A 26782-nucleotide genomic window follows, 5' to 3' on the forward strand; every position below is an offset into this window, starting at 1 on the left:
TCCTATTTCGATTCGGAGGTTGGTGCCGATGGGTCGGCGGGCAATACTGGCGCGCCGAACTCTGGGCCGGAAGGAGTCGAGTCGGTGCCGCTTTCGTCGTCATCGGCTTTGCCCCGCTTGTCGCGGATACCGCTGACGACCATCCACACGGCATATACAGCCAAGCCCGCAGCCACGCCCGTGGTGAGAATCGAACGCGATTGCCCGTTGATCACCGAGTTCACCCGGCCCAGATACGGCACCGAGTAGATGACACGACCACGGATCTGCTCGGGCACCAGCGACCACGAGTCGGCGACGGGGTTGTTGTCGCCTCGAGTGTGGATGCGGCGCTCCCCTTCCCCCGTGTAGTAGATGCCTTCGATGCGGTGGGTGACCACCGCTGGATCGCCGGAGACGGGCTGGAACGTGATCACGTCCCCGGTGGTCAGATCCTCGTTGGGTGTCGGCTTGACCACGATGAGCGTGCCAGGGGGCATGGTCGGTTCCATCGAACCGGTGAGCACCGTGTACGCAGTGGAGCCGGTGAGCCGAGGGATAACAACCATCACCGCGAGAACGCCGACCATCAGCAGCAGCAGTACCCACGAGACGATGGTGCGAGTCCACCACCAGAGGGTGGTCTTCTCGTTTGCGTCTTGTTCGGGATCATGTTGCCGCTCAGATGTTTCCACGTGTGCGCTGTGCCGGGGTCGATACTCGGCACGTTCGCCCGCGCGACGGCTTCTCGCGGTGACGGTCATGACTGGCTCACTGAGCTTGCATCGAAAGTGAATGTCGCGTTGGACTGTTGGCTCGCTGCTGCGCCCTGGCCCAGCGTGGCCCGCAGGCACAACACCTGCATCTGCCCGGCCGGAACCAGCTGTTCGGAAAAGGCCGCGCCGTCCATGGCACCGTTGTAGAGCTCAGTGCCCACGTCGCCAGTGGCGGTGCAGGCCGCCTCGTTGGCTACCTTGGCCACGCGCAGGCTCAGCGGCGGTGGGGTCGCGCCGTTGAGCACAACATCGGAAAGCACGTAGTTCATCTGCACGTTGCCGGAGTTGATCACCGGCAGAGGCATCTGAATGCTGTCGCCCGGGCCCTTGTTGTCCAACTTGAACCCATCGAGGTTGAACTGCTTGACCCCTTCACCGCCGGCAGAGATATCGAGCATGCCTGCCTGGATAGTGCCGCCGGTCGATTCTGCGGTATCGCGCCACAGCGCGCCGGTCTGCTGCACCGAGACGAACCCGATGAGCAGAACCGACGACGCTGCGATCGCCCATTTGTATTGGGTCTTCACGTGACCTTCTTCTGGTCTCGAATTACGGGGTGAGCGTCTGCTCGAGGGTGACCGAGGCTCCGGACAGCGTGGCTGCCTCGCCCGCACCGTCCGTGTTGGTGGTGTCCGGCTTGAACGTGATCGTGGTGGTGATAGCCCGAGTGCCGCTGCCCGCAGTGACGGTCGCGTTCTGCCCACCGGCAGTCGCGACCTCCAGCTTGCTCGCGAGAGCCCCGGAGATACCGCCGACGGTCGGTGTGAGCGTCGCCTTGAGGTTGGTGCCGACGAGGTTGTAGTTGTACGTCGCGGTGTAGGTGAGGACGTCACCGGGGACGACTTTGTCGGTGGTCGGGTTGAATGCATTCCCGCCGAGCTTCCACACACCGGAGCCCGCCGCTTCGCTGATCGTCATCGAGCCCGCGCCGACGGTCTGGCTTCCGCCAGCGCCGGTCGACGCGTTCCACGCGGCCATGGTGCCGGCACCGCCTGCGAGCAGAACGGCAGCCGCACCAGCGGCGATGGCACCCTTTGTGGTCTTGTTCATCTGGTATTCCTCCTGTGCAGTTCGCGGCGGGACATCCGACGCGCTTGGTTGAGCCCGGGCCGTGCGGATGTGCACTCCGGTGAAACAGCCCTGGAAGGGGCATGGGAATCGAAGCCGCCGAATGAATTCGGTGGCCGAGAAGGCTGGCGATGCGCGGATAGTTTCGAGATCGCCCCGCGCATCGCGAGGTCTAGGTGGTCGCGTGGGCCGGAGGGCTATCCCCCGAGGCTGCCGAACAGGTCGAGACTTCCGAGCGAACCGGTGCTACTTCCGAGCGAACCGCTGCTGCTGCCACCTGGATCGGTGGTTTTCGCCGTCACCTTCACTGTGACCGCCGTAGAGGCGGGGCTGGTCCCACCCGCATTTGTCGCAGTGGCGGTGATCGGATGACTGCCGGGCGTGGTGATCGTCAGATTGCAGCTGAAGTTCCCACTCGTATCCGCGGTGGCGGTGCAGGTGGCGCCGCCTCCGGTCACGGTGACGGTACTGTTCGGCTCTGCGTTGCCGGAGACCTTGACGGGTGTGCCCGCCTCAACCTCGGCCGAACCCAGAGTCAAACCGGTCGGTGCACTGGGAGCGGCCACGGCGGGCTCGCCCTCCACGAGAACGAGACCCCAGCCGGGGTTGATCTCGTATCCCTGCACAACTTCGCCGGCCGGGATGCCGATCATGAAACCGGCCATCACGTTGACGTTCTGCGCGAGAGGCGTTTTCACCAGCTCGATCCGAGTCGACGAATCCGCATTCGGCCCGATGACGAACTGCTGGCCGACCTGGCCGTCGAGCTTGCCCCGCACTGTCGCAGTGCCGCCGCCCGAGACGGACCAGCTCTCACTGAAAAGAGTGAGCGTGGCAGGAAGGTCGCAGACATTACGAACATTGAAGGCCAACTGCGTGCCCTCGTCGCCGGGGATCGGGATGTAGTCGGTTCCACTGGGATCGAAGGCCGCTGGCTTCACCCAGGGTCCACCGTCCTGGGACATCTCCAGGCACTGGTCCGTGATGTCGTCGCCCGGGGCGGCCGAGGCGATACCGGGTGCGAGCAGCGCACCCGAAGTCGCGAGAAGCAGTGCAGCCGGCAGCGCCGCCAACACAGCAGTGGCGCGCCGAGGGAGACGGGATTCGTGTCCGTCCCCGACCGGGAAAAATCGAGGCATGTGAAGACTCATTTCATCTGTCCCGTTGCCGGGTATGGAGGTGAAGAGACAACGGATCCAGGTACATCCGCCATCGGTGCCGAACGTCGAAAATGCCGAACATCAAAAGTGCCAAACATGTTGCAGAAGGCTTGCGAGTCGAACCGAAATGCTGTGCATGCCCTCGCTCATGCATAGCTACTGTTCCACTTCGGATCAATTTTTATCACACGTATCAGCTTTTGTGGCGGTTTTACTGGTCAAACGTTCAGGAGCAATTTCGACATCCGTCACGAGCGAATTTTGCACCCTGACCAGTGTCATTGGAAATAGTTAGCTGTGCATCATAACTAGTTCTCCGAAAACGATCTGTTATCGAACGGGCGATTCGTTCCAATCCCAACGAGAACACGTTCTACATGACCTTGGTGTGCCCGCGAAGATTTCACACACTTAGCTGCAGACAACAGCGACCCTCGAGCAAACAGAGGGAACGAGCCCCTTCGATGAGCCGTCACATTCATTTTGCGAGCGCGGCCGACGAAAGACGTCACCGATCGCTGCACCCGTTCGGATCAGCCGACCGCGGCAACTCGCGTGCGCACCGAAATCGATACTCCACCAATATCTTTGTCGAAACCATCGAATCGCGGACGCTTCACTGCGCCCAAAGCAACAGGCCGGGAAGCACATTCGCTTCCCGGCCTACGTACACCGACAGTCACCGACGCCAGTAAGGAGTTGACTATCGGCACCCAAACGCAAAGTAAAACAACGTGTGCGACTACACCTCGAAGACGGTCTCACCGCCGACAACCGTGCGCAGGATCGCCAGTTCATTCAAGTCCGCCGAAGCGCTGTGCAACGGATCTCCGTCGAGCACAACAAAATCCGCCAAAAGTCCCACCGCTATCCGACCTTTGTCCGATGACTCACCGGTGAGACGAGCGGCAGCACTCGTGTAGCCGGCCAACGCATCGGATGCGGAAACCCGTTGATCTGCACCCAGAACATGACCTTCTCGCGTCACTCGATGTACGGCAGTGTTCATGGTGAAGAGCGGGTTCACCGGAGTGACTGGGCAGTCGCAATGCAGCGCGTAGGCAAGCCCGGCCGCCACCACCGACGCCACGGGGCTGATCCGTTCGCCGCGACCCGGTCCGAGAAAACGATCGCGGTGCCGGTCGCCCCAGTAGTAGACGTGGTTCACGAAGATCGACGCCACCACCCCGAGTTCGACCATTCGCGCGATCTGATCTTCCCGCAAGGTCTGAACGTGCTCGAGTCGATGCGAGACTTCGACGTCCGGGTGCGCTGCCCGAGCCGCGGCAATTGCGTCCAATGCAAAATCGATGGCCTGATCACCGTTGGTATGGATAGCAACCTGCCGGCCGGCAACGTGATGCTCCTCGACGAGTGACCCGAGTGCACCTGCCGGGATTGCCATTCCGCCGCAGTGACATCCATCCAGATCGTGGTAAGGCTCGCTCAGAGCAGCAGTGTGCAACTGAATCGACCCGTCCGAAATGAGTTTGACGCCACCCACACGGATTCGGTCGCTCGAATCGGCGAGTTCACCCAACTGATCGTGCACCCCGTGGCCGAGATAGAGGCGCGCACGCAGACGCAGTTCACCATCGGCGTCGAGTTGCCGGTACGCCTCGTACATCTCGGCCGTGACGTACATGTCGTGGAAACTCGTCACGCCCACCGACGCCATGACTTCCTGCGCCCGCAGCATCGCAGTCTTGGATGCATCCGGATTCATTTCCGGAACCAGGCCGTGTACCAGAGACATTGCCGGAATCTCACACAGCTCACCGGTGGGTACACCGTCGCTGTCCCGAATGATGACACCGCCCTCCGGGTCAACCGTGGTGGCATCGATCCCGGCCTTCTCCAATGCGACCGAGTTGACATAGATCCCGTGAGCAGACAAGTGCCGCACCAGAATCGGATGGTCGGTGGAAGCCTTGTCGAGATCAGCTGCGGTCAGGCCACGATCGTCCGCCACGAGGCTGTCGTCGAAGCCCCAGGCTTCGATGGGCTCGCCGACCGGTGTGATCGCGGCCCGCGCAGCCAACGCCGTGATCAGCTTCTCGATGGTGGGGCACGCACCCGTCGTTGCGTCGACCCCACTGAGCATCAAGCCCCACATCATCGGATGCAGGTGCGTCTCGATGAACCCCGGAACGACCACCGCCCCGGCGAGATCGACGACAGCGGTTTCGTGATCGGACAGCGCCGAGATCTCGGCATCAGTTCCGAGGGCGACGAATCTGCCGCCCTTTACAGCCATTGCGGTCGGGTTGTGGCCGACCGTACTGTCCATGGGCCTGATATCGCCGTTGATGTAGATGCGGTCAGCCGCCGTGGTCATACGCTTGTCTCCATTCGTTTTCCGACAACAGTCGTCGAGGACTTCTTCGGGGGTATCCGTGTCGCGACAACCACTCCGGCCAGAATCATTCCGGCACCCGCGAGTTGGACAAGTGTCGGGGCCTGCGCAAGCAGCACCGCACCGAACAGCAGTGCCGACGCCGACTGCAACACGAGGCTGGCGGCGACGGCACTGGCGGGCAGGCGTTGACTGGCGCTGGCCACCAGCAGCCACCCGATCACCTGAGACACCAACGCGAGCAGCACAAGCCAGCCTTGAGCTACGAGCGAAGGCGTCAGATCCAAAGTTCCACTCACGAGGCCGTAGACACCTGCCGTGAGGGCAGTGGCTCCGGTCGAGACGAACATCGGCAACGCCGTTCTGCCCGCCGCCCGAGTAGCCAGACCCATGAGGAAGATGTAGACCGCGTAGGCACCTGCGGCGATCACGGCAAACGACGCTCCGACAGCAGGATTCGATCCCGTGAGCGTGGTGCTCGTCCCGGCTACCAGGGCAACTCCGACGAAGAGCAGCGGAAGGCTCGCGACCAATTCCCGGCCGATCCGTTGACGCAGAACAACGTAGCCGAGGATTGCGACGAACAGCACCTGCAGGTTCAGGATCACCGTCGAAAGACCTGCCCCGATCGAATGAATCGACTCGTGCCAGAGCACCAGATCGACTCCGAGGAAAGCTCCGGCAAGTAGAGACTTCACAATCCAGGGCGCCGCCGCCGACCGCCGGGGTGACCGGCGACGCTGGACGAGCACGAGTACGCCGAGTGGGACGAGTGCATAGAGGCACCGAAAGAACGCACCAGTCGACGGCGACACCCCGGAGAGTTCGTAGAGCACCGAGGTCAACCCGAGGATGCATGCACCGGTGACGACTACGCGCAGGTCACGACGACGCAGGTGGTCGCCGGACATCTCACTCGGCAATGCATCATCACTCATGGTGATAAGGTATCACCTACGCGAGGCCTGTCATACAGGGAAGATGCGTACATGAGAACTCCGGTTACCCGTGAACGCGTGATCGCTGCCGCTGCCGACCTGGTCGACAGCAAAGGCGCCGACGCTCTGGTACTGAGTCAACTCGCCGAGACCCTCGACGTCCGGCAGTCAGCCCTCTACAAACACGTCGACGGGGTGGACGACGTCCAACATCAACTCAGCCTCCTCGCACGCAACCTTCTCGCCCAACAACTGCGCGCCGCCGCTGTCGGCCTCTCCCGCGACGACGCCGTCACGGCGCTCGCCGACGCATGGCGCGCCTTCGTCCGGGCGCACCCCGGTCTCTACGCCATCACCGATCGCTACCCCACCGCTCCGCATCCCGATCTGGTCTCGGCTGTCGGCGAGGTGGTCGAGGTCATCAACCGGGTGATCGCGGGATACGGTCTGAGCCCGGATGATTCAGAGCAGGCGGCGTGGTCTCTTCGTAGCGCGCTGCACGGTTTCTGCATCCTCGAATCGGTAGAGGGCCAACCCGCAGGAACCGACCCCGATCTGGTGTATCGACGACTGGTCGAACTTCTCTGCGCCGGCATTGCTCGCATGTAGACAACGCTCGCATGTAAATACCGACCCCTGTTATCGTCGGATGAAACGACACAGACCAAAAGGATCAGACATGGTTGGTGAACTCGACATCTCCGGATAAAACCGGGCATGACGGCCACCGGTAGACGCTTCGAGCGCTGCCGTCGTGGCCATGTTGTCGTTCACTCACCCGACTCTTCGCGGAGCAGCGTTGCCGCGCCCGCACGACTTCTGAGGTCTATTCATGCCCGATACCTATATCGTTTGCTCGAATCTGTCTTTTGCCTGGCCGGACGACACTCCGGTCTTCGACCAACTGTCCTTCACCGTGCCTGGTGGCCGAACCGGACTGGTTGCCCAGAACGGCGTCGGGAAAAGCACTTTGCTCAGACTGATCGCCGGTCAACTGCACCCGCGCTCGGGAAGTGTGTCTGTCGACGGCGTTCTCGGATACCTTCCGCAGGATCTGCCACTGACGGGCGATCTGACCGTTGCCGAGGTCTTGGGCATTGCCCCGATTCTTGACGCGCTTGACGCCGTCGAATCCGGGGACACGCAAGAAGAACACTTCACGACAATCGGGTCCGACTGGGATATCGAGGAGCGCACGCGAGCCCAACTCGGCCGACTCGGTTTGGGCGACATGACGTTCGATCGTCGCCTCGACACTCTGAGCGGCGGGCAGGTGGTCTCCCTCGGACTGGCGGCTCAACTACTGCGACGCCCCGATGTCCTTCTCCTCGACGAACCGACCAACAACCTCGACCTCGACGCGCGCCACAGGCTCTACGACGTTCTCGACGAGTGGAGTGGTTGCCTGTTCGTCGTCAGCCACGATCGAGGCCTACTCGACCGCATGGACCGCATCGCCGAACTCCACAGCGGCGAGATCAGCTTCTACGGTGGCAATTTCACCGAATACGAAGCTGCTGCACGTTCGGCTCGCGAAGTGACGGAGAAGAACATCCGCAACGCGGAGCAAGAGGTCAAACGCGAGAAGCGCGAACTGCAGCAGGCCCGAGAACGAGCCTCACGACGCGCAAGTAACGCTGCCCGCAATCTGGGGAATGCGGGCTTGCCCAAGATCTTTGCGGGGACCATGAAGCGCAATGCCCAGGAGTCGGCGGGCAAGGCCAACGAGACACACCTCGCCCGGGTCGACGCGGCAAAGGAACGACTCGACCAAGCCGGTCGAGCTCTCCGAGACGACCAGACCATTTCGCTCGAATTGCCGGGAACCTACGTACCGGCCGGCCGGACGGTATTCCTCGGTGAGCGAATGCAATTCGCGTTCGACAAACGTACGATCTTCGTCGAACCCGGAGCTGACCTGGCCATTCGAGGACCGGAACGTATCGCCTTGACGGGGCCGAACGGCGTCGGAAAGTCGACGTTACTGAGAATCGTCAGTGGGGACTTGGCGCCGACTTCCGGTGAGATCAAGCGAGCCGACGGTCGGGTGGCCTACCTGTCACAAAGGCTCGACCTCCTCGACCCCACGCGCACCGTCGCGGAGAACTTTGCATTGTCTGCTCCGAATCTCCCGGCGCCGGAACGCATGAACATACTGGCACGCTTCCTCTTTCGGGGTGCGGGTGCTCACCTGCCCGTCGCCGCCCTCTCGGGTGGTGAACGATTGCGAGCTACGTTGGCATGCGTTCTCTTTGCCGATCCGGCCCCACAGCTGCTGCTTCTCGACGAGCCGACCAACAACCTCGACTTGGTGAGTGTTGCTCAACTCGAAAGCGCCCTGAACGCATATCGGGGGGCGTTCGTGGTGGTCAGTCATGACGAGAGATTCCTGGCCGAGGTGAAGGTCGAACGCTGGCTTCGACTCTCGGACGGCTGTTTGACCGAGGTCGCGGCGCCGGCTCTAGCGGACTGATCAAGCGCTGAACAGACGAAGGCCTTCACACACATCGTGTGTGAAGGCCTTCGTCTGCACGACCGGTCAGGGAATCCTGGTGTAGACCGGGTCGTCGAACGATCGACGCTGCGTCACCCAGTCCGTGGGTAAGACGTTCTCGATCACGTCTTCACGCGATTCGTCGAATACGACGATCCGATCGGCGATTCGCCATTCACCATGGCGCCTTTCGAACCTGTCGACGTACCGACACTTGATCGTCGCAAGGGTCTGCACGGCATCCGGACCTGATCGCTCCTGACGCAGGAAACACAAGCAGTACGACTCGCACTGAGCGACATCGCCGTTGACGTCGATCAGAATGTTGGAAATGCAGTGAATCGACGAGTCGATCGTCTTGTGTCTGAGCTTCATGTCTTCGATGAGCCCGTCGACGGTTCCGATGTAACCACCGTGGTTGTCTATCGCATCGTCGAAGTAGCAGAGGGCAACGCTGTCGAAGTCTTTCCGATCGACGGCCCGAGCATAGCGATACAGAACTTCGGTGATTGCTTGCTTGTCAGCGAGGGACACGGTCACGCTCCTGTTCTACCCGGATGATCAATCAACCTGCAGCTCAACACCCTTGGTCTCCTTGATGAAGAAGACCGTGACGAGGGTGATCACGGCGCAGAAGACGAAGTATCCAGCCGGAGCGAGAGAGTTACCGGTCAAGCTGATCAGATAGGTGGCGATGAAAGGCGCGGTGCCACCGAGGAACATGTTGGTGACGTTGTTACCCAATGCCAGACCGCTGTACCGCACAGATGCTTTCAGCATCTCGACATAGGTCACGTACGAAGCACCGTTGACGACGGAAACACAGATGAAGAGCACCGACTGACCCACAACCGCCTGCCAGATGCCGGAACCGGCCATCATCATGAACATCGGGATTCCGAGAACCACGGCGGCGGCACTACCGGCGAACAGCACCGGCCGACGCCCGTACTTGTCTGCCATGTATCCCGAGATCGGCAACGTGATGACGCCGAGAACCAGTGCAAGGGAGGTGGAAAGGAAGGCAACCCGCGACGAATGACCGCCCGTGGTCTGCAGGTAAGTCGCGGCATATACCGAGGCGATGTAGTAGCCACCGGTGATGAGTGCGCCCAGCATGATGATCTTGACGACGCTGCCGCCGGAGGTGCTGAGCAGTTCCCGGATGGGAAGCTTCTTGGTCTCACCCTTGTCCTGCAGTTCTTCGAACTGAGGAGTGTCTTCCATCTGGCTACGGATCCAGATACCGATGCCACCGATCAGCAGGCTGAGCAGGAACGGGATGCGCCAAGCCCATTCGAGGATCTGCTCTTGCGAGAACACCGAGGTCAGGCCGAGAGCCATGAGCGAAGCTGCCAACGAACCCAGGTAGGTGCCGGTGTTGACCATCGACGTCTGCGTCGCACGCCACCGCTTGGGAGCGGACTCGGAGACGAACGCGTTGGCGCCGCCGAGTTCACCGCCGGCCGCGAAGCCCTGCAGGCAACGAGCCAGAACGAGGATGGACGTCGCCCACACACCCAACGTGGCGTAAGTCGGCAGCAAGCCCATTCCTGCTGTCGCCAGAACCATCAGGAGGATGGTCCAGGACAAGGCGTTCTTGCGGCCGTACTTGTCGCCGATATGGCCGAAGAAGATTCCGCCTGGCACACGTAGGAAGAAGGCCACGGCGAATGCCGCGAAGGTACCGAGCAGTGCTGCGTTCGGGTCGTGGGAGACGAAGAACAGCGCGGCGATGGTTGTCGCCATATACCCGTAGATACCGAAGTCGTAGTACTCGACGACGGTACCGACGATGGCCGCGCGAATTACCTTCGTCGTCGACTGTCGTTCGGTTGCCACGCTGCTGCCCTCGGTGAATTCGGCTCTCGCCATGGTCTCATTCTCTGACATGTTGTTCCCTGCCTGGATTGGATACTGACTGGATTCGGTGCCGCGCAGACGTCGGACGTCAGGAGTGCGCGATGGAATGGACCGGTGCGCGCTCAGCGCTGGTCCTGGTGTAGTTCGCCGCATTACGTCCCGCTACGCGGCCCATGGTCAAAGCGTTGGCAACTGCATTGCCACCGCCCACGTATCTCAGTCCGAGGATTCCCGCGCCGGCCTCACCGGCCGCGTACAGACCCTCGATTGGTACTCCGGTGCGCCCGAGTACGGCCGCATCGGTGTCGATCTCCATTCCCGCATGCGTGCATACGAGCTCTGCCGGAAGGATTTTCGCGGCATAGAACGGTGCTGCCGCAATAGGATCCGGGTTGCCGACGGCGCCCTTGTTCCGCAACGTGCGATGGCGGAGGAAGTCGTCGTCGTGGCCGCTGGGCAGTTGCTCGTTCCATCGACGCAGCGTTTGCGTCAACGTCGCAACCGGAACACCAGTCGCCACTGCGAGGGCTTCGATCGTGTCAGCGCGAATCGTGCCACCGGCGGCAACTTCTTCCTCGATGCGTTCGGGATTCCAATCCGCATATCCCGGAGCCAGATTCACGCGAGCGTTCTCGTCGAAGATCATCCATCCGTATCCGCCCTGATGGTCGATGATGCCGGTCGAGACGGCGTACGAGCTGTCCTCGTCCATGAATCGACGGCCGTCCTGGTTGACGTAGATCCGTGACTTCGGCGGAAAACCGGCCTGCCAGTGATGGAATCGCTGGAAGTAGACGGTGGGCAGCATCAAGCCCCAGCCGTCGCCGGCCACCGAAGCCCCGAGGTCCTCGGCAAAGCGAAGGTGATCTCCGCGGCTACCCGCCGCCGCGACGACGAACAACGCGTCCCCAGCCTTGTTCGCGTCCGGGAAGTGGCGTTCCACCAACCCTGGATCCTGCGCGAATCCTCCGGAAGCAACCACGACTGCGCCTGCAGGTACCTCGATGTCGTCGGCGACAACACCGACAACCCGGCCGCCTTCCTCGATCAGCTTCTGCACCCGAGTCCCGAAGATGACCTCGATGCCGTGCTTACGACGAGCCTTGTCCAGCACCTGAATCAGTCCGTATCCCTGATCCTTCGGCACGTGGCCGCGCCAGACGTCCTCGACGCCGGCTTGGGCGAGCCCAGGTTGGTGGGCATTACCCGAGATCGCCGCGGGAATCTCGACGCCGAGTCCGATGAGCCATTCCAGTGTCGGACCGGCGTTTTCACAGAACGCACGAATCAATCCGGGCGCGAGCATCCACTGGTTGAGGTCCATGTAGTGCTGGAAGAACTTCTCCGCCGAATCGTCGACTCCGAGACTTGCCTGCACGCTTGTTCCTGCGGCCGTGAAGATTCCGGCTGAAAGCGCGGTGGAGCCACCGAGTTCGGTTTCGGACTCGAACAGCAGAACGGATGCGCCTTCTTCTGCTGCCGACACCGCAGCGGCGAGACCTGCTCCGCCGCCACCGATGACAACGACGTCCCAGTGATCAGTCATGAAAGTTCTCCAGTCTCCGCGATGATGCGGTGGTAAAGACCGTTCGACACCAACCCGCCGTCGACAGTGAGTTCCGTACCGGTGGTGTAGGTCGAACTGTTCGAGAGCAGGAACAGCACTGCTTCGGTGATCTCGTCGAGAGTGCCCATGCGTCCGAAGGGAACCGACTTCAGTGACGCGGCGACGAAGTCGTTCGCGCCGCCGAGCAGCGCGGTACCGACCAGTCCCGGGTGCACCGAGTTGACGCGAATCCCCCACTGCGCGAAGTTGCCTGCCGCCGACTTCGACAGACCGGTCAGACCCCACTTGCTCGACGAGTACGCCGGAGAGAAGTATCCGATCTGACCGGCGATGGACGAGATGTTGACGATCGATCCGCCACCACTCTCGCGCATCAGCGGCGCCACCGCCTTCATACCGTAGAACGGGCCGAAGAGGTTGATCTTCATGGTCAGTTCCCAGATGTCGTTCGGGGTGTCCATGAATTCGAGCCGACGCGAGATGCCGGCATTGTTGACCAATCCGCCGAGTTCCCCACGGGTGGTGCGAATTTCGTCGACAACCCGGTCCCAGGCATCGGCATCGGTGACGTCGAGAAGGTGAGCGGACGCCGATCCGCCGGCGGCGACGATGTCGTCGACCACGCCGGATGAATCCGAAACATCGGCAATGCAGACATGCGAACCGCGCGCGGCGAGCGTGCGCGCGTGATGCGCTCCCATCCCGGCAGCACCGCCGGTAACGAGAACGACGCCGGGATACGTCATGGACTCAGACATGCCGCGAACCACCGTCCACCGCAATGCTGTGCCCGGTGACGTAGCGCGCGCTGTCCGAGAGCAGGAACAGCAGCGGGCCGAAGACCTCTTCGGGCGAGCCCAGACGATGCAGCGGTACCGCGTCGAGTGCGTTCGCGAGCGCGATCGGATCTTCCTGGACCCACTTCGTCATCGCCGTGTCGATGTAGCCGGGCGCAATAGAGTTGACCCGAATACCCTTGTCGCCGAACTCCACTGCAAGAGACTCCGTGAGGTGCGCGACGGCAGCCTTCGACGTGCAGTATGCCCCTCTCCCCTTTCGCACACGCAGCGCAGACACCGAGGACATGTTGACGATGGCGCCGCCGGGACCGAGGTGCCGCGCCGCGGCCTGAGCGCCGTAGAGCACTCCTTCGACGTTGACGCTCAACGTAGCCCCGATCTGCTCCGGGGTGATCTCCTCGGCCAGTGCGAACGGGAAGATTCCCGCATTGTTGATCCAGAAATCAACCCGGCGGAACTCCTTCAGTGCCAACTGGGCAAGCAACTCGTGCTCGTCCGGCTTGGTGACGTCGACCCTGGCTCCCACGACGCGACCCGGCTTGTCCGCCAGTGCATTCGACTCCAGGTTCGTGTTGATTCGCGTGGCCGTGGCGAGCATCTGCTCTTCGTTGATGTCGGCGCCGACGACATGTACGCCGCGTGTTGCCAGTCCTTCGGCGAACGTCGCACCCATTCCCTGGGCCGCACCGGTCACCACTGCGACCTTGCCTGCCAACTCCGGGTATACCGCCGACATCTGCGTCACTACGGTGCGGCCCGGGTTCGTCTGGTCAGAGCTTTCGGTCATGATGAACTTCTCCTACTGAATATTGTTGTGCAAGAAACATTTCGGTACTTCAAGCGTGTTCGGACGCTCGGGGCGCGTCGTCACGGGAGACGGAGCGGCGGGCGATCTTCCACTCCTCACCGACCCGAACCACACGATCAGCGACAGTCGTCATCCGCACCAGTCGCGACTCGCCGCCGCGAGCGGTGGCAACGATCTGCAGGTACCCGCGCACTGCCAGAGCACTCTCGTCCACCGCCTCGACGACGACATTGGTCAGAACGTGACGATGCACCTCGTCGGCAGCTTCCGCCGCAGCGTAGAAGCGAGCAGCAAAAGCCGCAAGGTCGTCGAAACCGACCACGGGTTCCGGATAACTGGGGGAATGAAACTCACCGCCTTCGGTGAATGTCTGCGCCCAATCCTGCTGGCGCCCAGAGTCTATGCAATGACTCTGGTGGCCGTACAGCTGATGGATTGCGACAACGTCCTCCGTTGCCACGACGCGGTAGTTGCTCATGAAGGTTCTCTCCGAACACGCTGCGCTGCATCCACCCGAAGGTTGTGCAGCTTCGTAAAGTGTGCGATAATCGCACACACTGTGCGATATGTTCAAAGCGTAGGTGGCATACCTCACAAACGTCAAGAAAGGGATTTGATGTCAGAGCTGAGCGAGGAACACCGACCGCGCAAAAGTGCAGTTCAAGTGGACTCGAGCATGTCGAAAACGCTGCACCACGGACTCGAGATCCTGAAACTCCTGACGTCCTATCCGCACGGCTTGTCGGTCACCGACATCGCCGACGGCGTGGGAGTCCACCGAACCGTCGCACATCGGTTGATCCGCACACTCGAGGCTCATCACCTGTGCCGCAAGGACTCCTTCAAGCGCGTCACTCTCGGCGCCGGGCTGGTCACCCTTGCCGAACCGGTGGAACAAGATTTGCGCACCCTCGCTCGCCCGATTCTTCAAGAACTCGCCGAGGCCACCGAGGCGACCGCACACCTGGTGGTCCGCGAGAGCGACACCGAAGTGCGCGCCCTGATGGTGGTCGAACCGCGCAGCGCCAAAGTCCACGTCGCGTTCCACCCAGGGCAGGTTGATCCGATCGACCGCGGCTCCGCCGGGCTTTCGATCCTTGCCTCACTCCCGCCGACGAGTGGGGAACGAGAGGAAGTGACGGCCGCACGCGCACGTGGCTACGCAGTGACCGTCGGCGAAGTCATCCCGTCCGTCCTGGGAATCTCGGCAGTGATCCCAGGCAGACGCCGCGACGCCATTTCCAGCCTCGGAATTTCCGTCTTCGACTCCCAGGACCAAGCAGCGCTGGGCGCCGAGGTCATGGCAGCCGCAAGAACCCTCGGCAGCATGTTGCGCTGATCCAGAGAACAGGCCGATCCGAACACCAGTCGGGCCCCGGGAATACCCGGGGCTCGACTTTGTTGACTCCTGATGAGATAGTTGAACAATCAACTACCTGACTTCAGCTTCACGGACACGAGGAGTACGACATGCCTGCTGTGACAGTCGAGAACATCTTGGCCCTGCCCCGCCTCGACGAGCCGGCAGCGTCGGCAGTCGACCGCCCGGTCAAGAGCATCACCACCGCACCGGTCGGATACGAAGGTGAAGGCTTCCCCGTTCACCGCGCCTTCGCAGGCATAGACCTCTCCGCCCTCGACCCCTTCATCCACATGGACCAGATGGGTGAGGTCAACTACGCACCCGGCGAACCCAAGGGCACACCGTGGCACCCGCACCGCGGATTCGAAACCGTCACCTACATGATCGACGGCATCATGGAGCACCAGGACTCCAACGGCGGCGGCGGCATTATCGGCGGCGGCGACACCCAGTGGATGACGGCGGGTGGCGGCATCCTCCACATCGAAACTCCGCCGGAACACCTCGTCGTCAGCGGCGGCCTGTTCCACGGTGTCCAACTGTGGGTCAACCTGCCCCGCGACAACAAGATGGCAGCGCCGCGGTACCAGGACATCACCGGTAACAAGGTGGCATTGCTCTCCTCCCCCGACGGCGGAGCCTTGGTACGCGTCATCGCCGGAGACATCGCCGGCCACGCCGGACCCGGTTCGACGTACACACCCATCGCGCTCTCCCACACGACTGTGGCCCCGGGTGCGAGCCTGACACTTCCGTGGAATCCCGAGTTCAACGCGATCGTCTACGTCCTCGCCGGCGAAGGCACCGTCGGGGCCGAGCGTCGGCCCATTCGTGCCGGACAGACAGCTGTCTTCGGACGTGGTGACTCCATCACCGTCGCCGCTTCCGATCGCCAGGATTCACGGACCGAATCCCTCGAGGTCTTCATCCTCGGCGGCAAGCCGATCCGCGAACCCATCGCGATGGCCGGGCCCTTCGTCATGAACACCAAGTCCGAGGTCATGCAGGCTTTCGAGGACTTCCAGGCCGGACGCCTGGGATCCATCCCGGCGGCACACGAGACGCTGAGCTGACATGTCGTCGATAGTCGTCCAACGAGCTGACGAACGTGCGCATCTCAACTACGGCTGGCTCACGGCGCGTCACAGTTTCCCCTTCGCCGGAAACTTCGATCACGCCGCGTACGCGCACGGACTTCTGTTGGTGAACAACGACGACATCATCGAAGCCGACTACGGTTTCGACACTCATCAGCACCGCGACACCGAGATCGTGACGTGGGTGCTCAGCGGATCCCTGGTTCACCAGGATTCCGCTGGGCACTCCGGAGTCATCCATCGAGGCCTCGCGCAAAGAATGAGCGCCGGTACCGGAATCCTGCACTCCGAACGCAACGACCGCTGGCGCGCCGACGGCTCACGTGTCACCGAACCCGTTCACCTCGTTCAGATGTGGATACCGCCGGACGAATCCGGAGTGACTCCGAGTTATCAAGAACTCGACATCAACACCGAGCTCGACGCCGGTGGCCTGATCACCCTGGCGTCGGGGATGCCCGCGCATCGTGATCACAGCGCGATCAGCTTGCACAACAAACATGCGGCCCTTCATGTTGCACGCCCCGAGACCGGCGGGTCGGTATTCCTGCCAGACGCACCGTACGTGCACGGCTTCATTGCCAGTGGCACTGTCGACGTCGAGGGAGTCGGATTGCTCGGTCCGGGAGATTCGTTGCGTCTCAAGGATACTGGTGGTCAACGAGTCGAGGGGATCGACGATGCGGAGATACTCGTGTGGGAGATGCACGCGTCGACGAACTGACGACACCACCGAGTACGCCCAATGCTCGGACTACACAGCAGGTTCGTCGTAGGGTGGATTCCGGTAGTGGTGGATCCGGCAGTGATGGATCCCGGTGGCACAGAAGGAGGAGCCATGGCATCTGGTCGAGCACAGGCCCCACGGACGACACCGCACATCGATGTGCACCGCTCCGGTGATCGCTTGAAATCCCGCGTCTCCTGGCTGGATTCGAAACATTCGTTCTCGTTCGGACAGCACTACGACCCCGACAACACCCATCACGGATTGCTGCTCGTCAACAACGACGACACCGTACTGGCGGGAACCGGTTTCGACACCCATCCGCACAAGGACATGGAAATCGTGACCTGGGTGCTTCGCGGTTCGCTCGTGCACCAGGATTCCATCGGTCACACCGGCGTCATCTATCCGGGACTCGCCCAGCGCATGAGCGCCGGTACCGGAATCATGCACAGTGAGAAGAACGATTCGTGGCGTATTGGCGGCGAACAGCATTCCGACCCCGTGCATTTCATCCAGATGTGGGTGGTCCCGGACGAAGGTGGACTCACTCCCGGGTACGAACAACTCGAGATCGACGACGAATTGCTGCGCGGCGGTCTGATCCCGGTTGCCTCCGGAATGGGCCGCTACAAGGATCATTCGGCGATTCGCATCAACAACAAGAACGCCGCCATGCACGTCGCGCGAATTCTCCCCGGCACCTCGGTATATCTTCCCAGCGCACCGTTCCTGCACGTCTTCGTCGCGCAGGGTACTGCCGAGATGGAGGGCGTCGGCACACTGTACGAGGGTGATGCCGTCCGGTTGAGCGATTCGGGTGGGCAGCAACTGACCTCCGACGCCGGGGCCGAAGTCCTCGTCTGGGAGATGCATTCACGTATCGGTGGTTGAGACCCGGTCTCGGCAAGACTGGGTGCGCTGGAGATACTCGACGCATGAGCATCGACAACTCCGCCGCGCCCGTCAAGAAACTTGACCCCCTCAACACGTTGATGGGTGTGCGCGCCGTGTCGGTCGTGCCCGGGGACCTGGCCTTCGCGCAGGCCGTCGGCGAGCGATTCCACGATCACCGTGGCAAGACCGTGCTCGGTTCCATCGGAGTCATGATCGACGGTGCCATGGGCGGCGCGGTGTACTCGGGACTGACCTCGGGCCATCAGTCCGTGCTCGCGCAGGTCACAGTCAGTGCGGGCGCCGACATCCCCGCTGTCGCCGACGTCGGCGCCACCGGCACACTCGTGCATCTCGACGACGGCGTCGGGCTCGCGTCCGGTCAACTTCGCGACGAGAACGGCTCGCTCCTGGCGGTGATGGCCGGCCGTGCCATGGTGGTCTCGCGTCCTCCCATCGTGGGAATCGACGACTACGTGGAGGGTGAGCCGTTGCCCGTCCCGACGCCGGAAAAGACAAGCAACCTGAGCGGGTTGTCCGGGTCCGACGTCGTCGAAGGAATCCGCGACGGCGAACTCGAACGCGGTCCGCTCGCCGGGCTCCTCGATCTTGCGGTCGTCGACGTGACCCCGGGTTCCGTCGTGGGCGAGTTCGCCCCGGTCGCCTGGATGGCCAACCCGTTGGGCGCCGTTCAGGGAGGTGTCCTCATCTCAGCGGTCGATGCCATCACCGGTTTGGCAGCGCAGACGCTGACCAGCGTCGATCAGGACTATCGCGTCCTCGACCACAAGATCGACTTCCTGCGCTCCCCCGACATCGGTGGGCCGATCATGCGCGCCGAGGCCGTCGTGATTCGTGCCGGGCGCAGGCTCGCACTGATCGAAACTCGCATCGTCGACGCCGGCGGACAGGTCTACGTGCGGGCCACCTCGAGCATTCAGATGCTCTCCCAGCAAGTTCACAGCGGATAACCAGTTCCGCACCAGGTCGCCCGTCCACCATTGAGACAACAGCCCACACAATGGAGGTACAGCGGCGTGAACAAAGACATCGAAGCAAGCCGGCTACGCGTGAGCCGTCGACGGGCCCTCGCACTCGGCGGAACCATCAGCCTGGGCGGGCTCATCGCAGCCTGTTCCGGCAACAGTGGCACTTCCACGACTACGTCGGCTGCGGCTGCATCGACGACAACAGCTTCCGGTACTTCCGCTGCGGCCACGTCCGGCGATGCCGTGACCGCACTTCTGGCCAAGGCACCCCAATGCGTCATGAGTAAGGAAGAGACACAGGGCCCCTACTGGTTCGACGTCGACTCCATTCGCGGCGACATCCGCGAAGACCGTCCGGGCACCACGCTGCAGGTGGCGATGCGTGTGCAGGACAACAGCCAGTGCAACGCCGACGGCAGTATCGGCGCGGTCGGTAACGCCGTCGTCGAGATCTGGCACTGCGACGCCGGCGGCGTGTACTCCGGTTTCGAATCCGGCTCCCTGAGCGCCAACGGCGGCGGTGGCGGCGGAACTCCCCCGGCCGGCGGAATGGGGGAACCTCCGTCAGGGGCACCCGGCGGCGGAATGGGGGAACCTCCGTCAGGCGCACCCGGCGGGATGGGCGGCGACATGGGTGGTTCCGGTGAGACGTCGGACGGTTCGTACAGCGTCGGCGACACCGAAGCCACCACCACCGACGACGGCACCTACCTACGCGGGGCCCAGACCACCGATGCAAACGGCATCGCGCAGTTCACCACGATCTTTCCCGGCTGGTACATGGGCCGCACGACGCACATCCACGTCAAGGTGCACATCGACAAGAAAACGGTCCTCACGTCGCAGACCTTCTTCGACGAGACGCTCCTCGACGAGGTGTACTCACAGTCCCCGTACAGCGAGCACACCGGACGTGAGAACAACACGAACAACGCCAGTGACGGCATCTACGACGACACCGGCCTCATGACCGTCGAAAAGCAGTCGGACGGTTCCTACCTCGCCGTCATCAACCTGGGTATCGACGCCTGAGGTAGGAGCCAGGTCAGCCGCCGACGTATGCCGCGAGGTGCTTTCCGGTGAGGGTGGAGCCGTCGGCGACCAGTTCCTCGGGAGTGCCCTCGAAGACGATCCGACCGCCGTCGTGACCGGCACCAGGGCCGAGGTCGATGATCCAGTCGGCGTGTGCCATCACCGCTTGGTGGTGCTCGATGACGATGACCGACTTGCCGGAATCGACGAGTCGATCGAGCAGGCCGAGCAACTGCTCGACGTCGGCCAGGTGCAGTCCGGTGGTCGGCTCGTCGAGGACGTACACGCCGCCCTTCTCGCCCAAGTGCGTTGCCAGCTTGATGCGCTGACGCTCACCGCCCGACAGCGTCGTCAGCGGCTGGCCGATCGTGAGGTATCCGAGCCCCACGTCGACCAGTCGGACAAGGATCTTGTGCGCAGCGAGGGTCTTGGCCTCACCGTCGCCGAAGAACTCCTCGGCCTCGGCCACCGACATCGTGAGAACCTCGTTGATGTCCTTGCCACCGAATTTGTATTCGAGTACCTCGGCTTGGAAGCGCTTGCCCTCGCACTCCTCGCAGAGAGTGGCAACGCCGGCCATCATCGCCAGGTCGCTGTAGATGACACCGTTGCCGTTGCACGTCGGGCAGGCGCCCTCGGAGTTGGCACTGAACAGCGCCGGCTTCACGCCGTTGGCCTTCGCGAATGCCTTGCGGATCGGGTCGAGAAGCCCGGTGTACGTCGCCGGGTTGCTCCGACGCGAGCCGCGGATCGCGCTCTGATCGACCGACACCACGTCTTCGCGTTTCGCGAGCGAGCCGTGGATCAGCGAACTCTTGCCCGACCCGGCGACACCGGTGACCACCACCAGGACGCCGAGCGGTACGTCGACGTCGACATCCTGCAGGTTGTGTGAGTTCGCTCCACGAATCTCGATTGCCCCGGTGGACTCGCGCACGGTCTCCTTGATTGCGGCCCGGTCGTCGAAGTGACGGCCGGTGACGGTGTCGCTGGCACGCAAACCGTCGACGGTGCCCTCGAAGCAGACGTTTCCGCCGGCGCTACCCGCGCCCGGACCGAGGTCGACGATGTGGTCGGCGATCACGATCGTCTCCGGCTTGTGCTCGACCACGAGCACCGTGTTGCCCTTGTCCCGCAGACGCAGCAGTAGGTCGTTCATCCTCGCGATGTCGTGCGGATGCAGGCCGGTGGTGGGCTCGTCGAATACATACGTGATGTCGGTAAGCGAGGAACCCAGGTGACGAATCATCTTGGTGCGCTGAGCTTCACCGCCGGAGAGGGTTCCCGACGGCCGATCGAGGCTGAGGTAGCCGAGTCCGATCTCCACGAACGAGTCGAGCGTTTCACCGAGCGTCGTGAGCAACGGCGCGACCGACGGTTCCTTCAGTCCGCTGACCCATTCCGCGAGATCACTGATCTGCATCGAGCAGGCGTCGGCGATGTTGACGCCCTTGATCTTCGACGACCGCGCCCCCTCGCTCAGTCGCGTGCCGTCGCATTCGGGGCAGGTGGTGAAGGTGATCGCGCGCTCGACGAAAGCCCGGATGTGGGGCTGCATCGCGTCGACGTCCTTGGCCAGGAACGACTTCTGAATCTGCGGAATCAGACCCGTGTACGTCAGGTTGATTCCTTCGACCTTGATCTTGGTCGGCTCTTTGTAGAGAAGGTCGTTCAGTTCTTTCTTCGTGTACTTCTTGATCGGCTTGTCGGGATCGAAGAAGCCGCAGCCTCGATAGATCCGGCCGTACCAACCCTCCATGCTGTAGCCGGGGACCGTGATCGCACTCTCGTTCAGCGACTTCGTGTCGTCGTACAGTGCGGTCAGATCGAAATCGTTGACCGCGCCTCGTCCCTCACACCGCGGACACATACCGCCGGTGATCTTGAAGCTGCGACGCTCTTTCGTCTGGCGGCCACCACGTTCCATGGTGACCGCGCCCGCACCGGAGATGGAGGCGACGTTGAACGAAAACGCCTGGGGCGAACCGATGTGAGGCTTTCCGAGACGGCTGAACAGGATGCGGAGCATCGCGTTGGCGTCGGTTGCGGTTCCGACGGTCGAGCGAGGGTCGACGCCCATCCGCTGCTGATCGACGATGATCGCGGTGGTCAGGCCGTCGAGAACGTCGACGTCCGGCCGCGCGAGCGTCGGCATGAATCCTTGAACGAAAGCGCTGTACGTCTCGTTGATCATCCGCTGCGATTCCGCGGCGATCGTACTGAACACCAGCGAACTCTTTCCCGAACCGGAGACGCCGGTGAAGACCGTCAGCCTCCGCTTCGGGATCTCGACACTGATGTCTTCGAGGTTGTTCACCCGCGCGCCTTGCACGCGGATCAAATCGTGGCTGTCTGCGGTGTGCAAGGCAGTCATCGTGTCTCCATCTGTCAGTCGATCGCCGACGGTCTCAGCGCAGTTGACGGTCTCAGCGCAGTTCTTGAATACGGATCAGGTTTCCCGCTGGGTCGCGGACGGCGCAATCGCGAACACCGTAGGGCTGCTCGGTCGGTTCCTGCACGACGTCGATGTCGCCGGCCTGAAGCCGCTCGAACGTGTCGTCCAGATCTTTGGTGGCCAGGAGAAGTCCGCCGTAGGTGCCCTTGGCCATCATCTCGATGATGGTGCGGCGCTCCTCGTCGGTGATTCCGGGATCGACGGCCGGCGGATGCAGCACGATGGAGGTGCCGGGCTGGCCGGGCGGCCCCACGGTGATCCAACGCATCCCGTCGTAACCGACGTCGTTGCGAACCTCGAAGCCGAGCGTGTCGCGATAGAAGTTCAGGGCGGCATCAGGGTCGTCCTGCGGAAGGAAACTCGAGTGAATGGTGATGTCCATGGCGATCACGTTAATTGCGGTTGTGGGGTCTGCGCTTCTCGATTCCTGATCGGTCTGGTGACTTGTTTCGACACACAGGACGGCATTCCGGCCGTCGACTGCTCGGCCTCGCGCCGATAGACACTGGGCGGAACCCCCACCAATTCGGTGAACTTACTGCTGAAAGTGCCGAGAGAGCTGCAACCGACCTCGAAGCAGACGTCCGTGACACTGAGGTCTCCGCGCCGCAGCAAGGCCATCGCTCGCTCGATTCGCCTGGTCATCAAGTAGGCGTACGGAGGTTCGCCGTACGCCTGGCGGAATTGACGACTGAGATGCCCCGCAGACATGTTCACTCCCCGCGCGAGCGCCTCCACGTCCAGAGGCCGTGCGTACTCGCGGTCGATACGGTCACGAACGCGTCGTAGTCGCGCGAGGTCCTGCAGGTGCGGATCTGCGGCAGGTCTGCTGGTCACGTAATCGATCGTGCCATGCCATACCGACGTTGCCCAGCGCAATAGTTGAACTGGGGCTCGGAGCGATCATGCACACACCGAGCAGTTCGTCATGATCGTGTAAGGATGGAGAAATGACCACGGCTCATCGCTCAGGCATCGACCTCACCCACCTCGACGGCGACACACGGGCGCAGGACGATCTGTTCGTCCACGTCAACGGAAAATGGCTCGCCGAATACGAGATTCCGGCAGACCGCGCCGTCGACGGAGCGTTCCGCACGCTCTACGACAAGGCCGAAGAAGACGTACAGACCATCATCACCGAAGCCGCGGAGTCCAACGCCGCCGCCGGTACCGATGCTCAGCGCATCGGCGACCTGTACTCGAGCTTCATGGACGCCGATTCCGTGGAAGCCGCTGGTCTGAACCCCATCGACGACGAACTCGACGCCGTCGCAGACGCACCGGACCGTTCGTCTCTCGCCACCGTGATCGGACGCCACCAGCGCGTCGGCGTCGGTGGCGCCATCTCTCACTACGTCGACACCGACGCCAAGAACTCCGAGCGATACCTGATTCACTTCAGCCAGTCGGGCATCAGCCTGCCCGACGAGTCGTACTACCGCGAGGACAATTACGCGGAAATCCGCGAGAAGTACGTCGCGCACATCGACAAGATGTTCACCCTCGCCGGCGTCGGGTACGACGCACAGCGTGTGTTCGAACTCGAGAAGAAGATCGCGGCCGGGCACTGGGACGTCGTCAAGCGTCGTGACGCAGATCTGAGCTACAACCTCGTGGGCTTCGAGGAACTGACCGAGCAGAACCCCGGGTTGGACTGGGCGGCGTGGTTGTCGGGTCTCGGCGCCGATTCGGAGAAGTTCGCCGAGATCGTCGTCCGTCAGCCGGACTTCCTCCACACCTTCACCGCTCTGTGGGCGTCGGAGTCACTCGACGACTGGAAGGCGTGGGCGGCGTGGAAGGTGCTTCATGCCCGCTCCCCTTACCTGCATTCGGCCCTGGTCGACGAAACCTTTGCGTTCTACGGCACCACGCTGTCCGGGACCGAAGAAAACCGTGAGCGCTGGAAGCGCGGGGTCAGCCTGGTTCAGGATCTGCTCGGAGAGGCCGTCGGCAAGCTCTACGTCGATCGGCACTTCCCCGCAGAGGCCAAGACCCGGATGCTGGAACTGGTCGCAAACCTGCAGGAGGCGTACCGCCGCAACATCTCCGACCTCGAGTGGATGAGCCCGCAGACGCGTGAGGCCGCATTGGCCAAGCTCGAGAAGTTCACTCCGAAGATCGGTTACCCCGACAAGTGGCGGGACTACGCCGGTCTCGAGATCTCGGCTACCGACCTGGTGGGCAACTACCGTCGTGGATACGCCGCCGAGTACGACCGTGACCTGGCCAAGCTGGGCGGCCCCGTCGACCGTGACGAGTGGTTCATGACGCCGCAGACCGTCAACGCCTACTACAACCCGGGCATGAACGAAATCGTGTTCCCCGCAGCCATTCTCCAGCCGCCGTTCTTCGACGCGGCAGCGGACGACGCTGCCAACTACGGCGGCATCGGCGCAGTCATCGGACACGAGATCGGTCACGGCTTCGACGATCAGGGCGCGAAGTACGACGGCGACGGCAACATGGTCGACTGGTGGACCGACGAGGATCGCAGCGAATTCGGCAAGCGCACAAAGGCTCTCATCGAGCAGTACAACGAATTCGAGCCGAAGGAACTGCCAGGCCACCACGTCAACGGCGAGTTCACGATCGGCGAGAACATCGGCGACCTCGGCGGACTGTCGATCGCGATCGCGGCGTACAAGATCGCAACCGAAGGTACCGAACCGCCGGTCATCGACGGACTCACCGGCTTGCAGCGCGTGTTCTTCGGTTGGGCGCAGGTGTGGCGCACGAAGGCTCGGGAGGCCGAAGCGCTTCGCCGCCTGGCCGTCGACCCGCACTCGCCGCCGGAGTTCCGGTGCAACGGCGTCGTCCGCAACCTCGACACGTTCCACGAGGAGTTCGACGTCAAGCCCGGTGACGCACTGTACTTGGAGCCGGAGAAGCGTGTGAAGATCTGGTAAGTGGGGCAAGCCCCTGTGCGCGCTTAAGGACCCTCTGGACTCCTCGAGCGCGCACGGGGCCGAAGGCCTTACCGGGCGTACATGATCACCCCGACACCGACCAGACAGATCAGCGCACCGACGATGTCGAAGCGATCCGGGCGAAATCCGTCCATCACCACCGCCCAGAGCAGCGACCCCGCAACGAAGATGCCGCCGTACGCGGCGAGGATACGGCCGAAGTTGGCATCAGGTTGCATGGTCGCGACCAGGCCGTAGAGGCCGAGCGAGATGACACCCAGCCCTACCCAGATCCAACCCTTGTGCTCGCGAATTCCCTGCCACACCAACCACGCGCCCCCGATTTCGAGCAGCGCGGCGAGAACGAACAACAACAGCGAACGCGCGACGGTCATGCCGCACACAGTATCGCTACAGACGGACCCCGGTCTCCGCGGAGAAGAAGTACACCTCACCTGCTTTGGGCAGCAGGTGAAGCGACTCCCCTGGTGTCACGGACATCTTCCGGTCGACGCGAATGACAATCCGTCCGGATCGGCTCTGCCACTGGCAATCCGGCGACCCCTTCGCGTACACGAACGATTCGGCGCCCAACTCTTCGAGCAGATCGGCATCCACGGCCAGCGAGCCCTTTCGCCACGCTCCCACCAGATCCCACGACTCCGGGCGAACTCCCACGACGACCCGTTCCCGCTCGGATGCCCCGGTGGGCAGCGGTATCCGTAGATCACCGACCACTGCGACGGTGCCCTCGACCGGCGCTTCGATCAAGTTCATGCCCGGCGACCCGATGAAGGCGGCCACAAAAGTGTTGACGGGGTTGTCGTAGAGTTCGCGCGGCTTCGCCACCTGCTGCAAGCGACCGTCCAGCATGACCGCCACCCGGTCTCCCATCGTCATCGCTTCCACCTGATCGTGGGTGACGTAGACCGTTGTGGTGCCGAGCCGACGTTGCAGGGCGGCGATCTGTGACCGCGTACTGACGCGCAGTTTGGCGTCCAGATTACTGAGTGGTTCGTCCATGCAGAACACCTTGGGATGGCGAACGATGGCTCTACCCATGGCAACTCGCTGACGTTGCCCGCCGGAGAGCTTTGCCGGTTTCCGTCCGAGCAAGGGTTCGAGTTCGAGCATCCGCGCGGCCTCGAGTACCCGCTCCCGGCGCTCCGTCTTTCCCACTCCGGCATTCTGGAGCGCGAAGCCCATGTTCTGTTCGACGGTCATGTTCGGGTACAGCGCGTAACTCTGAAACACCATGGCGACGTCACGTGCTCGCGGAGCGAGGTGCGTGACGTCCGTGCCGCCGATCTCGATCCGGCCGTCCGACGCGGATTCGAGACCGGCGAGCATTCGCAGGCTGGTGGACTTACCGCAACCGGAAGGTCCTACGAGTACCAGGAACTCACCGTCGGCGATGTCGAGGTCGAGACGGTCGACTGCCGGTCGATCGGTTCCTTCGTAGCGGTGCGTTACTCCCGCGAATTGCACGTTGGCCATGAGTGTTCTC

General features: G+C 62.6%; 26 protein-coding genes. 9 read left to right on the forward strand and 17 right to left on the reverse strand.

What is annotated here, in order from left to right; genetic code table 11:
- Positions 1–2 precede the first annotated feature (2 nt).
- From ACFT1A_RS08925 to ACFT1A_RS08950, 6 genes are all read right to left on the reverse strand, one after another.
- Complete coding sequence (locus tag ACFT1A_RS08925) at positions 3–674, reverse strand: signal peptidase I (protein ID WP_378446671.1); 672 nt, start codon at positions 672–674, stop codon at positions 3–5.
- 65 nt (positions 675–739) lie between these two features.
- On the reverse strand, positions 740–1282 hold the full coding sequence (locus ACFT1A_RS08930) for a hypothetical protein (protein ID WP_019745195.1): 543 nt from the start codon (positions 1280–1282) through the stop codon (positions 740–742).
- 22 nt (positions 1283–1304) lie between these two features.
- The gene (locus tag ACFT1A_RS08935) at positions 1305–1805 is read right to left on the reverse strand and encodes an alternate-type signal peptide domain-containing protein (RefSeq protein ID WP_378446672.1); all 501 of its coding nucleotides are present in this window, start codon (positions 1803–1805) and stop codon (positions 1305–1307) included.
- A 215-nt stretch (positions 1806–2020) separates the two neighbouring features.
- Positions 2021–2962 carry an Ig-like domain-containing protein gene (locus tag ACFT1A_RS08940; protein WP_378446673.1) on the reverse strand — a complete coding sequence of 314 codons (942 nt, stop codon included), beginning with the start codon at positions 2960–2962 and terminating at the stop codon, positions 2021–2023.
- A gap of 763 nt (positions 2963–3725) precedes the next feature.
- The gene (locus ACFT1A_RS08945; protein WP_378446674.1) at positions 3726–5321 is read right to left on the reverse strand and encodes an amidohydrolase; all 1596 of its coding nucleotides are present in this window, start codon (positions 5319–5321) and stop codon (positions 3726–3728) included.
- Positions 5318–6277 (reverse strand): DMT family transporter, encoded by a 960-nt coding sequence (locus ACFT1A_RS08950; protein ID WP_378446675.1) that lies wholly within the window; start codon positions 6275–6277, stop codon positions 5318–5320. Before ACFT1A_RS08950 ends, ACFT1A_RS08945 begins: the two co-directional genes overlap by 4 nt.
- Positions 6278–6328: 51 nt before the next feature.
- Here ACFT1A_RS08950 and ACFT1A_RS08955 point away from each other — a divergent pair, with 51 nt between their 5' ends.
- Together ACFT1A_RS08955 and ACFT1A_RS08960 are read left to right on the forward strand one after the other, a co-directional pair.
- Complete coding sequence (locus tag ACFT1A_RS08955) at positions 6329–6886, forward strand: TetR/AcrR family transcriptional regulator (protein ID WP_378446676.1); 558 nt, start codon at positions 6329–6331, stop codon at positions 6884–6886.
- 223 nt (positions 6887–7109) lie between these two features.
- Entirely contained in the window at positions 7110–8750 is a 1641-nt protein-coding gene (locus tag ACFT1A_RS08960) for an ABC-F family ATP-binding cassette domain-containing protein (RefSeq protein WP_378446677.1), read from the forward strand.
- Between the two features lie 66 nt (positions 8751–8816).
- On the opposite strand, the gene ACFT1A_RS08965 is transcribed toward ACFT1A_RS08960, so the two are convergent.
- The 6 genes from ACFT1A_RS08965 to ACFT1A_RS08990 form a co-directional block, all read right to left on the reverse strand.
- Positions 8817–9305 (reverse strand): nuclear transport factor 2 family protein, encoded by a 489-nt coding sequence (locus tag ACFT1A_RS08965; protein WP_230815441.1) that lies wholly within the window; start codon positions 9303–9305, stop codon positions 8817–8819.
- Between the two features lie 27 nt (positions 9306–9332).
- A complete protein-coding gene (locus tag ACFT1A_RS08970; protein ID WP_317825652.1) occupies positions 9333–10646 on the reverse strand; it encodes an MFS transporter in 1314 nt (437 codons plus the stop codon).
- A gap of 76 nt (positions 10647–10722) precedes the next feature.
- On the reverse strand, positions 10723–12180 hold the full coding sequence (locus ACFT1A_RS08975; protein WP_378446678.1) for an FAD-dependent oxidoreductase: 1458 nt from the start codon (positions 12178–12180) through the stop codon (positions 10723–10725).
- Positions 12177–12959: an SDR family NAD(P)-dependent oxidoreductase gene (locus tag ACFT1A_RS08980; protein WP_378446679.1), complete on the reverse strand. Its 783-nt coding sequence runs from the start codon at positions 12957–12959 to the stop codon at positions 12177–12179. Before ACFT1A_RS08980 ends, ACFT1A_RS08975 begins: the two co-directional genes overlap by 4 nt.
- Positions 12952–13788, reverse strand: a complete 837-nt coding sequence (locus ACFT1A_RS08985; protein WP_378446680.1) for an SDR family NAD(P)-dependent oxidoreductase — start codon at positions 13786–13788, stop codon at positions 12952–12954. The genes ACFT1A_RS08980 and ACFT1A_RS08985 overlap by 8 nt, the downstream gene beginning before the upstream one ends.
- A gap of 49 nt (positions 13789–13837) precedes the next feature.
- Positions 13838–14287, reverse strand: a complete 450-nt coding sequence (locus ACFT1A_RS08990; protein WP_378446681.1) for a nuclear transport factor 2 family protein — start codon at positions 14285–14287, stop codon at positions 13838–13840.
- 138 nt (positions 14288–14425) lie between these two features.
- Here ACFT1A_RS08990 and ACFT1A_RS08995 point away from each other — a divergent pair, with 138 nt between their 5' ends.
- From ACFT1A_RS08995 to ACFT1A_RS09020, 6 genes are all read left to right on the forward strand, one after another.
- The gene (locus ACFT1A_RS08995) at positions 14426–15148 is read left to right on the forward strand and encodes an IclR family transcriptional regulator (RefSeq protein WP_378446682.1); all 723 of its coding nucleotides are present in this window, start codon (positions 14426–14428) and stop codon (positions 15146–15148) included.
- 131 nt (positions 15149–15279) lie between these two features.
- Complete coding sequence (locus tag ACFT1A_RS09000) at positions 15280–16245, forward strand: pirin family protein (RefSeq protein WP_378446683.1); 966 nt, start codon at positions 15280–15282, stop codon at positions 16243–16245.
- Between the two features lies 1 nt (position 16246).
- Complete coding sequence (locus ACFT1A_RS09005) at positions 16247–16993, forward strand: pirin family protein (RefSeq protein ID WP_378446684.1); 747 nt, start codon at positions 16247–16249, stop codon at positions 16991–16993.
- Positions 16994–17107: 114 nt separating this feature from the next.
- Positions 17108–17890 carry a pirin family protein gene (locus ACFT1A_RS09010; RefSeq protein ID WP_378446685.1) on the forward strand — a complete coding sequence of 261 codons (783 nt, stop codon included), beginning with the start codon at positions 17108–17110 and terminating at the stop codon, positions 17888–17890.
- 44 nt (positions 17891–17934) lie between these two features.
- Complete coding sequence (locus ACFT1A_RS09015) at positions 17935–18861, forward strand: PaaI family thioesterase (RefSeq protein ID WP_378446686.1); 927 nt, start codon at positions 17935–17937, stop codon at positions 18859–18861.
- 66 nt (positions 18862–18927) lie between these two features.
- Positions 18928–19911: an intradiol ring-cleavage dioxygenase gene (locus ACFT1A_RS09020; RefSeq protein WP_378446687.1), complete on the forward strand. Its 984-nt coding sequence runs from the start codon at positions 18928–18930 to the stop codon at positions 19909–19911.
- 13 nt (positions 19912–19924) lie between these two features.
- Here the strand turns inward: ACFT1A_RS09020 and ACFT1A_RS09025 are convergent, their stop codons facing one another.
- From ACFT1A_RS09025 to ACFT1A_RS09035, 3 genes are read right to left on the reverse strand one after another with little or no spacing between them, the layout of a single operon-like run.
- Complete coding sequence (locus ACFT1A_RS09025) at positions 19925–22285, reverse strand: ATP-binding cassette domain-containing protein (protein WP_378446688.1); 2361 nt, start codon at positions 22283–22285, stop codon at positions 19925–19927.
- 52 nt (positions 22286–22337) lie between these two features.
- Positions 22338–22748 (reverse strand): VOC family protein, encoded by a 411-nt coding sequence (locus ACFT1A_RS09030; RefSeq protein ID WP_209909792.1) that lies wholly within the window; start codon positions 22746–22748, stop codon positions 22338–22340.
- A 5-nt stretch (positions 22749–22753) separates the two neighbouring features.
- A complete protein-coding gene (locus ACFT1A_RS09035; protein ID WP_095968571.1) occupies positions 22754–23203 on the reverse strand; it encodes a helix-turn-helix transcriptional regulator in 450 nt (149 codons plus the stop codon).
- A gap of 113 nt (positions 23204–23316) precedes the next feature.
- On the opposite strand from ACFT1A_RS09035, the gene ACFT1A_RS09040 reads away from it, so the two are divergent.
- Positions 23317–25275 carry a M13 family metallopeptidase gene (locus ACFT1A_RS09040; protein ID WP_378446689.1) on the forward strand — a complete coding sequence of 653 codons (1959 nt, stop codon included), beginning with the start codon at positions 23317–23319 and terminating at the stop codon, positions 25273–25275.
- Positions 25276–25343: 68 nt separating this feature from the next.
- Here ACFT1A_RS09040 and ACFT1A_RS09045 read toward each other — a convergent pair whose 3' ends face one another.
- Positions 25344–25670 carry a YnfA family protein gene (locus ACFT1A_RS09045; RefSeq protein ID WP_029256194.1) on the reverse strand — a complete coding sequence of 109 codons (327 nt, stop codon included), beginning with the start codon at positions 25668–25670 and terminating at the stop codon, positions 25344–25346.
- A 16-nt stretch (positions 25671–25686) separates the two neighbouring features.
- On the reverse strand, positions 25687–26772 hold the full coding sequence (locus tag ACFT1A_RS09050; RefSeq protein ID WP_378446690.1) for an ABC transporter ATP-binding protein: 1086 nt from the start codon (positions 26770–26772) through the stop codon (positions 25687–25689).
- Positions 26773–26782 lie beyond the last annotated feature (10 nt).

It is taken from the genome of Rhodococcus sp. NPDC057135, assembly GCF_042670865.1.
In the GTDB taxonomy this organism is placed as follows: domain Bacteria; phylum Actinomycetota; class Actinomycetes; order Mycobacteriales; family Mycobacteriaceae; genus Rhodococcus_F.

Coding starts and splice junctions, on each gene's coding strand:
- ACFT1A_RS09050 (WP_378446690.1), bottom strand. CDS start 26,772: ATGGCCAACGTGCAATTCGCGGGAGTAACGCACCGCTACGAAGGAACC.
- ACFT1A_RS08980 (WP_378446679.1), bottom strand. CDS start 12,959: ATGTCTGAGTCCATGACGTATCCCGGCGTCGTTCTCGTTACCGGCGGT.
- ACFT1A_RS09005 (WP_378446684.1), top strand. CDS start 16,247: ATGTCGTCGATAGTCGTCCAACGAGCTGACGAACGTGCGCATCTCAAC.
- ACFT1A_RS08935 (WP_378446672.1), bottom strand. CDS start 1,805: ATGAACAAGACCACAAAGGGTGCCATCGCCGCTGGTGCGGCTGCCGTT.
- ACFT1A_RS08960 (WP_378446677.1), top strand. CDS start 7,110: ATGCCCGATACCTATATCGTTTGCTCGAATCTGTCTTTTGCCTGGCCG.
- ACFT1A_RS09025 (WP_378446688.1), bottom strand. CDS start 22,285: ATGACTGCCTTGCACACCGCAGACAGCCACGATTTGATCCGCGTGCAA.
- ACFT1A_RS09015 (WP_378446686.1), top strand. CDS start 17,935: ATGAGCATCGACAACTCCGCCGCGCCCGTCAAGAAACTTGACCCCCTC.
- ACFT1A_RS09030 (WP_209909792.1), bottom strand. CDS start 22,748: ATGGACATCACCATTCACTCGAGTTTCCTTCCGCAGGACGACCCTGAT.
- ACFT1A_RS08950 (WP_378446675.1), bottom strand. CDS start 6,277: ATGAGTGATGATGCATTGCCGAGTGAGATGTCCGGCGACCACCTGCGT.
- ACFT1A_RS08940 (WP_378446673.1), bottom strand. CDS start 2,962: ATGCCTCGATTTTTCCCGGTCGGGGACGGACACGAATCCCGTCTCCCT.
- ACFT1A_RS09040 (WP_378446689.1), top strand. CDS start 23,317: ATGACCACGGCTCATCGCTCAGGCATCGACCTCACCCACCTCGACGGC.
- ACFT1A_RS09045 (WP_029256194.1), bottom strand. CDS start 25,670: ATGACCGTCGCGCGTTCGCTGTTGTTGTTCGTTCTCGCCGCGCTGCTC.
- ACFT1A_RS09010 (WP_378446685.1), top strand. CDS start 17,108: ATGGCATCTGGTCGAGCACAGGCCCCACGGACGACACCGCACATCGAT.
- ACFT1A_RS08970 (WP_317825652.1), bottom strand. CDS start 10,646: ATGGCGAGAGCCGAATTCACCGAGGGCAGCAGCGTGGCAACCGAACGA.
- ACFT1A_RS08985 (WP_378446680.1), bottom strand. CDS start 13,788: ATGACCGAAAGCTCTGACCAGACGAACCCGGGCCGCACCGTAGTGACG.
- ACFT1A_RS08955 (WP_378446676.1), top strand. CDS start 6,329: ATGAGAACTCCGGTTACCCGTGAACGCGTGATCGCTGCCGCTGCCGAC.
- ACFT1A_RS09000 (WP_378446683.1), top strand. CDS start 15,280: ATGCCTGCTGTGACAGTCGAGAACATCTTGGCCCTGCCCCGCCTCGAC.
- ACFT1A_RS08975 (WP_378446678.1), bottom strand. CDS start 12,180: ATGACTGATCACTGGGACGTCGTTGTCATCGGTGGCGGCGGAGCAGGT.
- ACFT1A_RS08945 (WP_378446674.1), bottom strand. CDS start 5,321: ATGACCACGGCGGCTGACCGCATCTACATCAACGGCGATATCAGGCCC.
- ACFT1A_RS08990 (WP_378446681.1), bottom strand. CDS start 14,287: ATGAGCAACTACCGCGTCGTGGCAACGGAGGACGTTGTCGCAATCCAT.
- ACFT1A_RS08995 (WP_378446682.1), top strand. CDS start 14,426: ATGTCAGAGCTGAGCGAGGAACACCGACCGCGCAAAAGTGCAGTTCAA.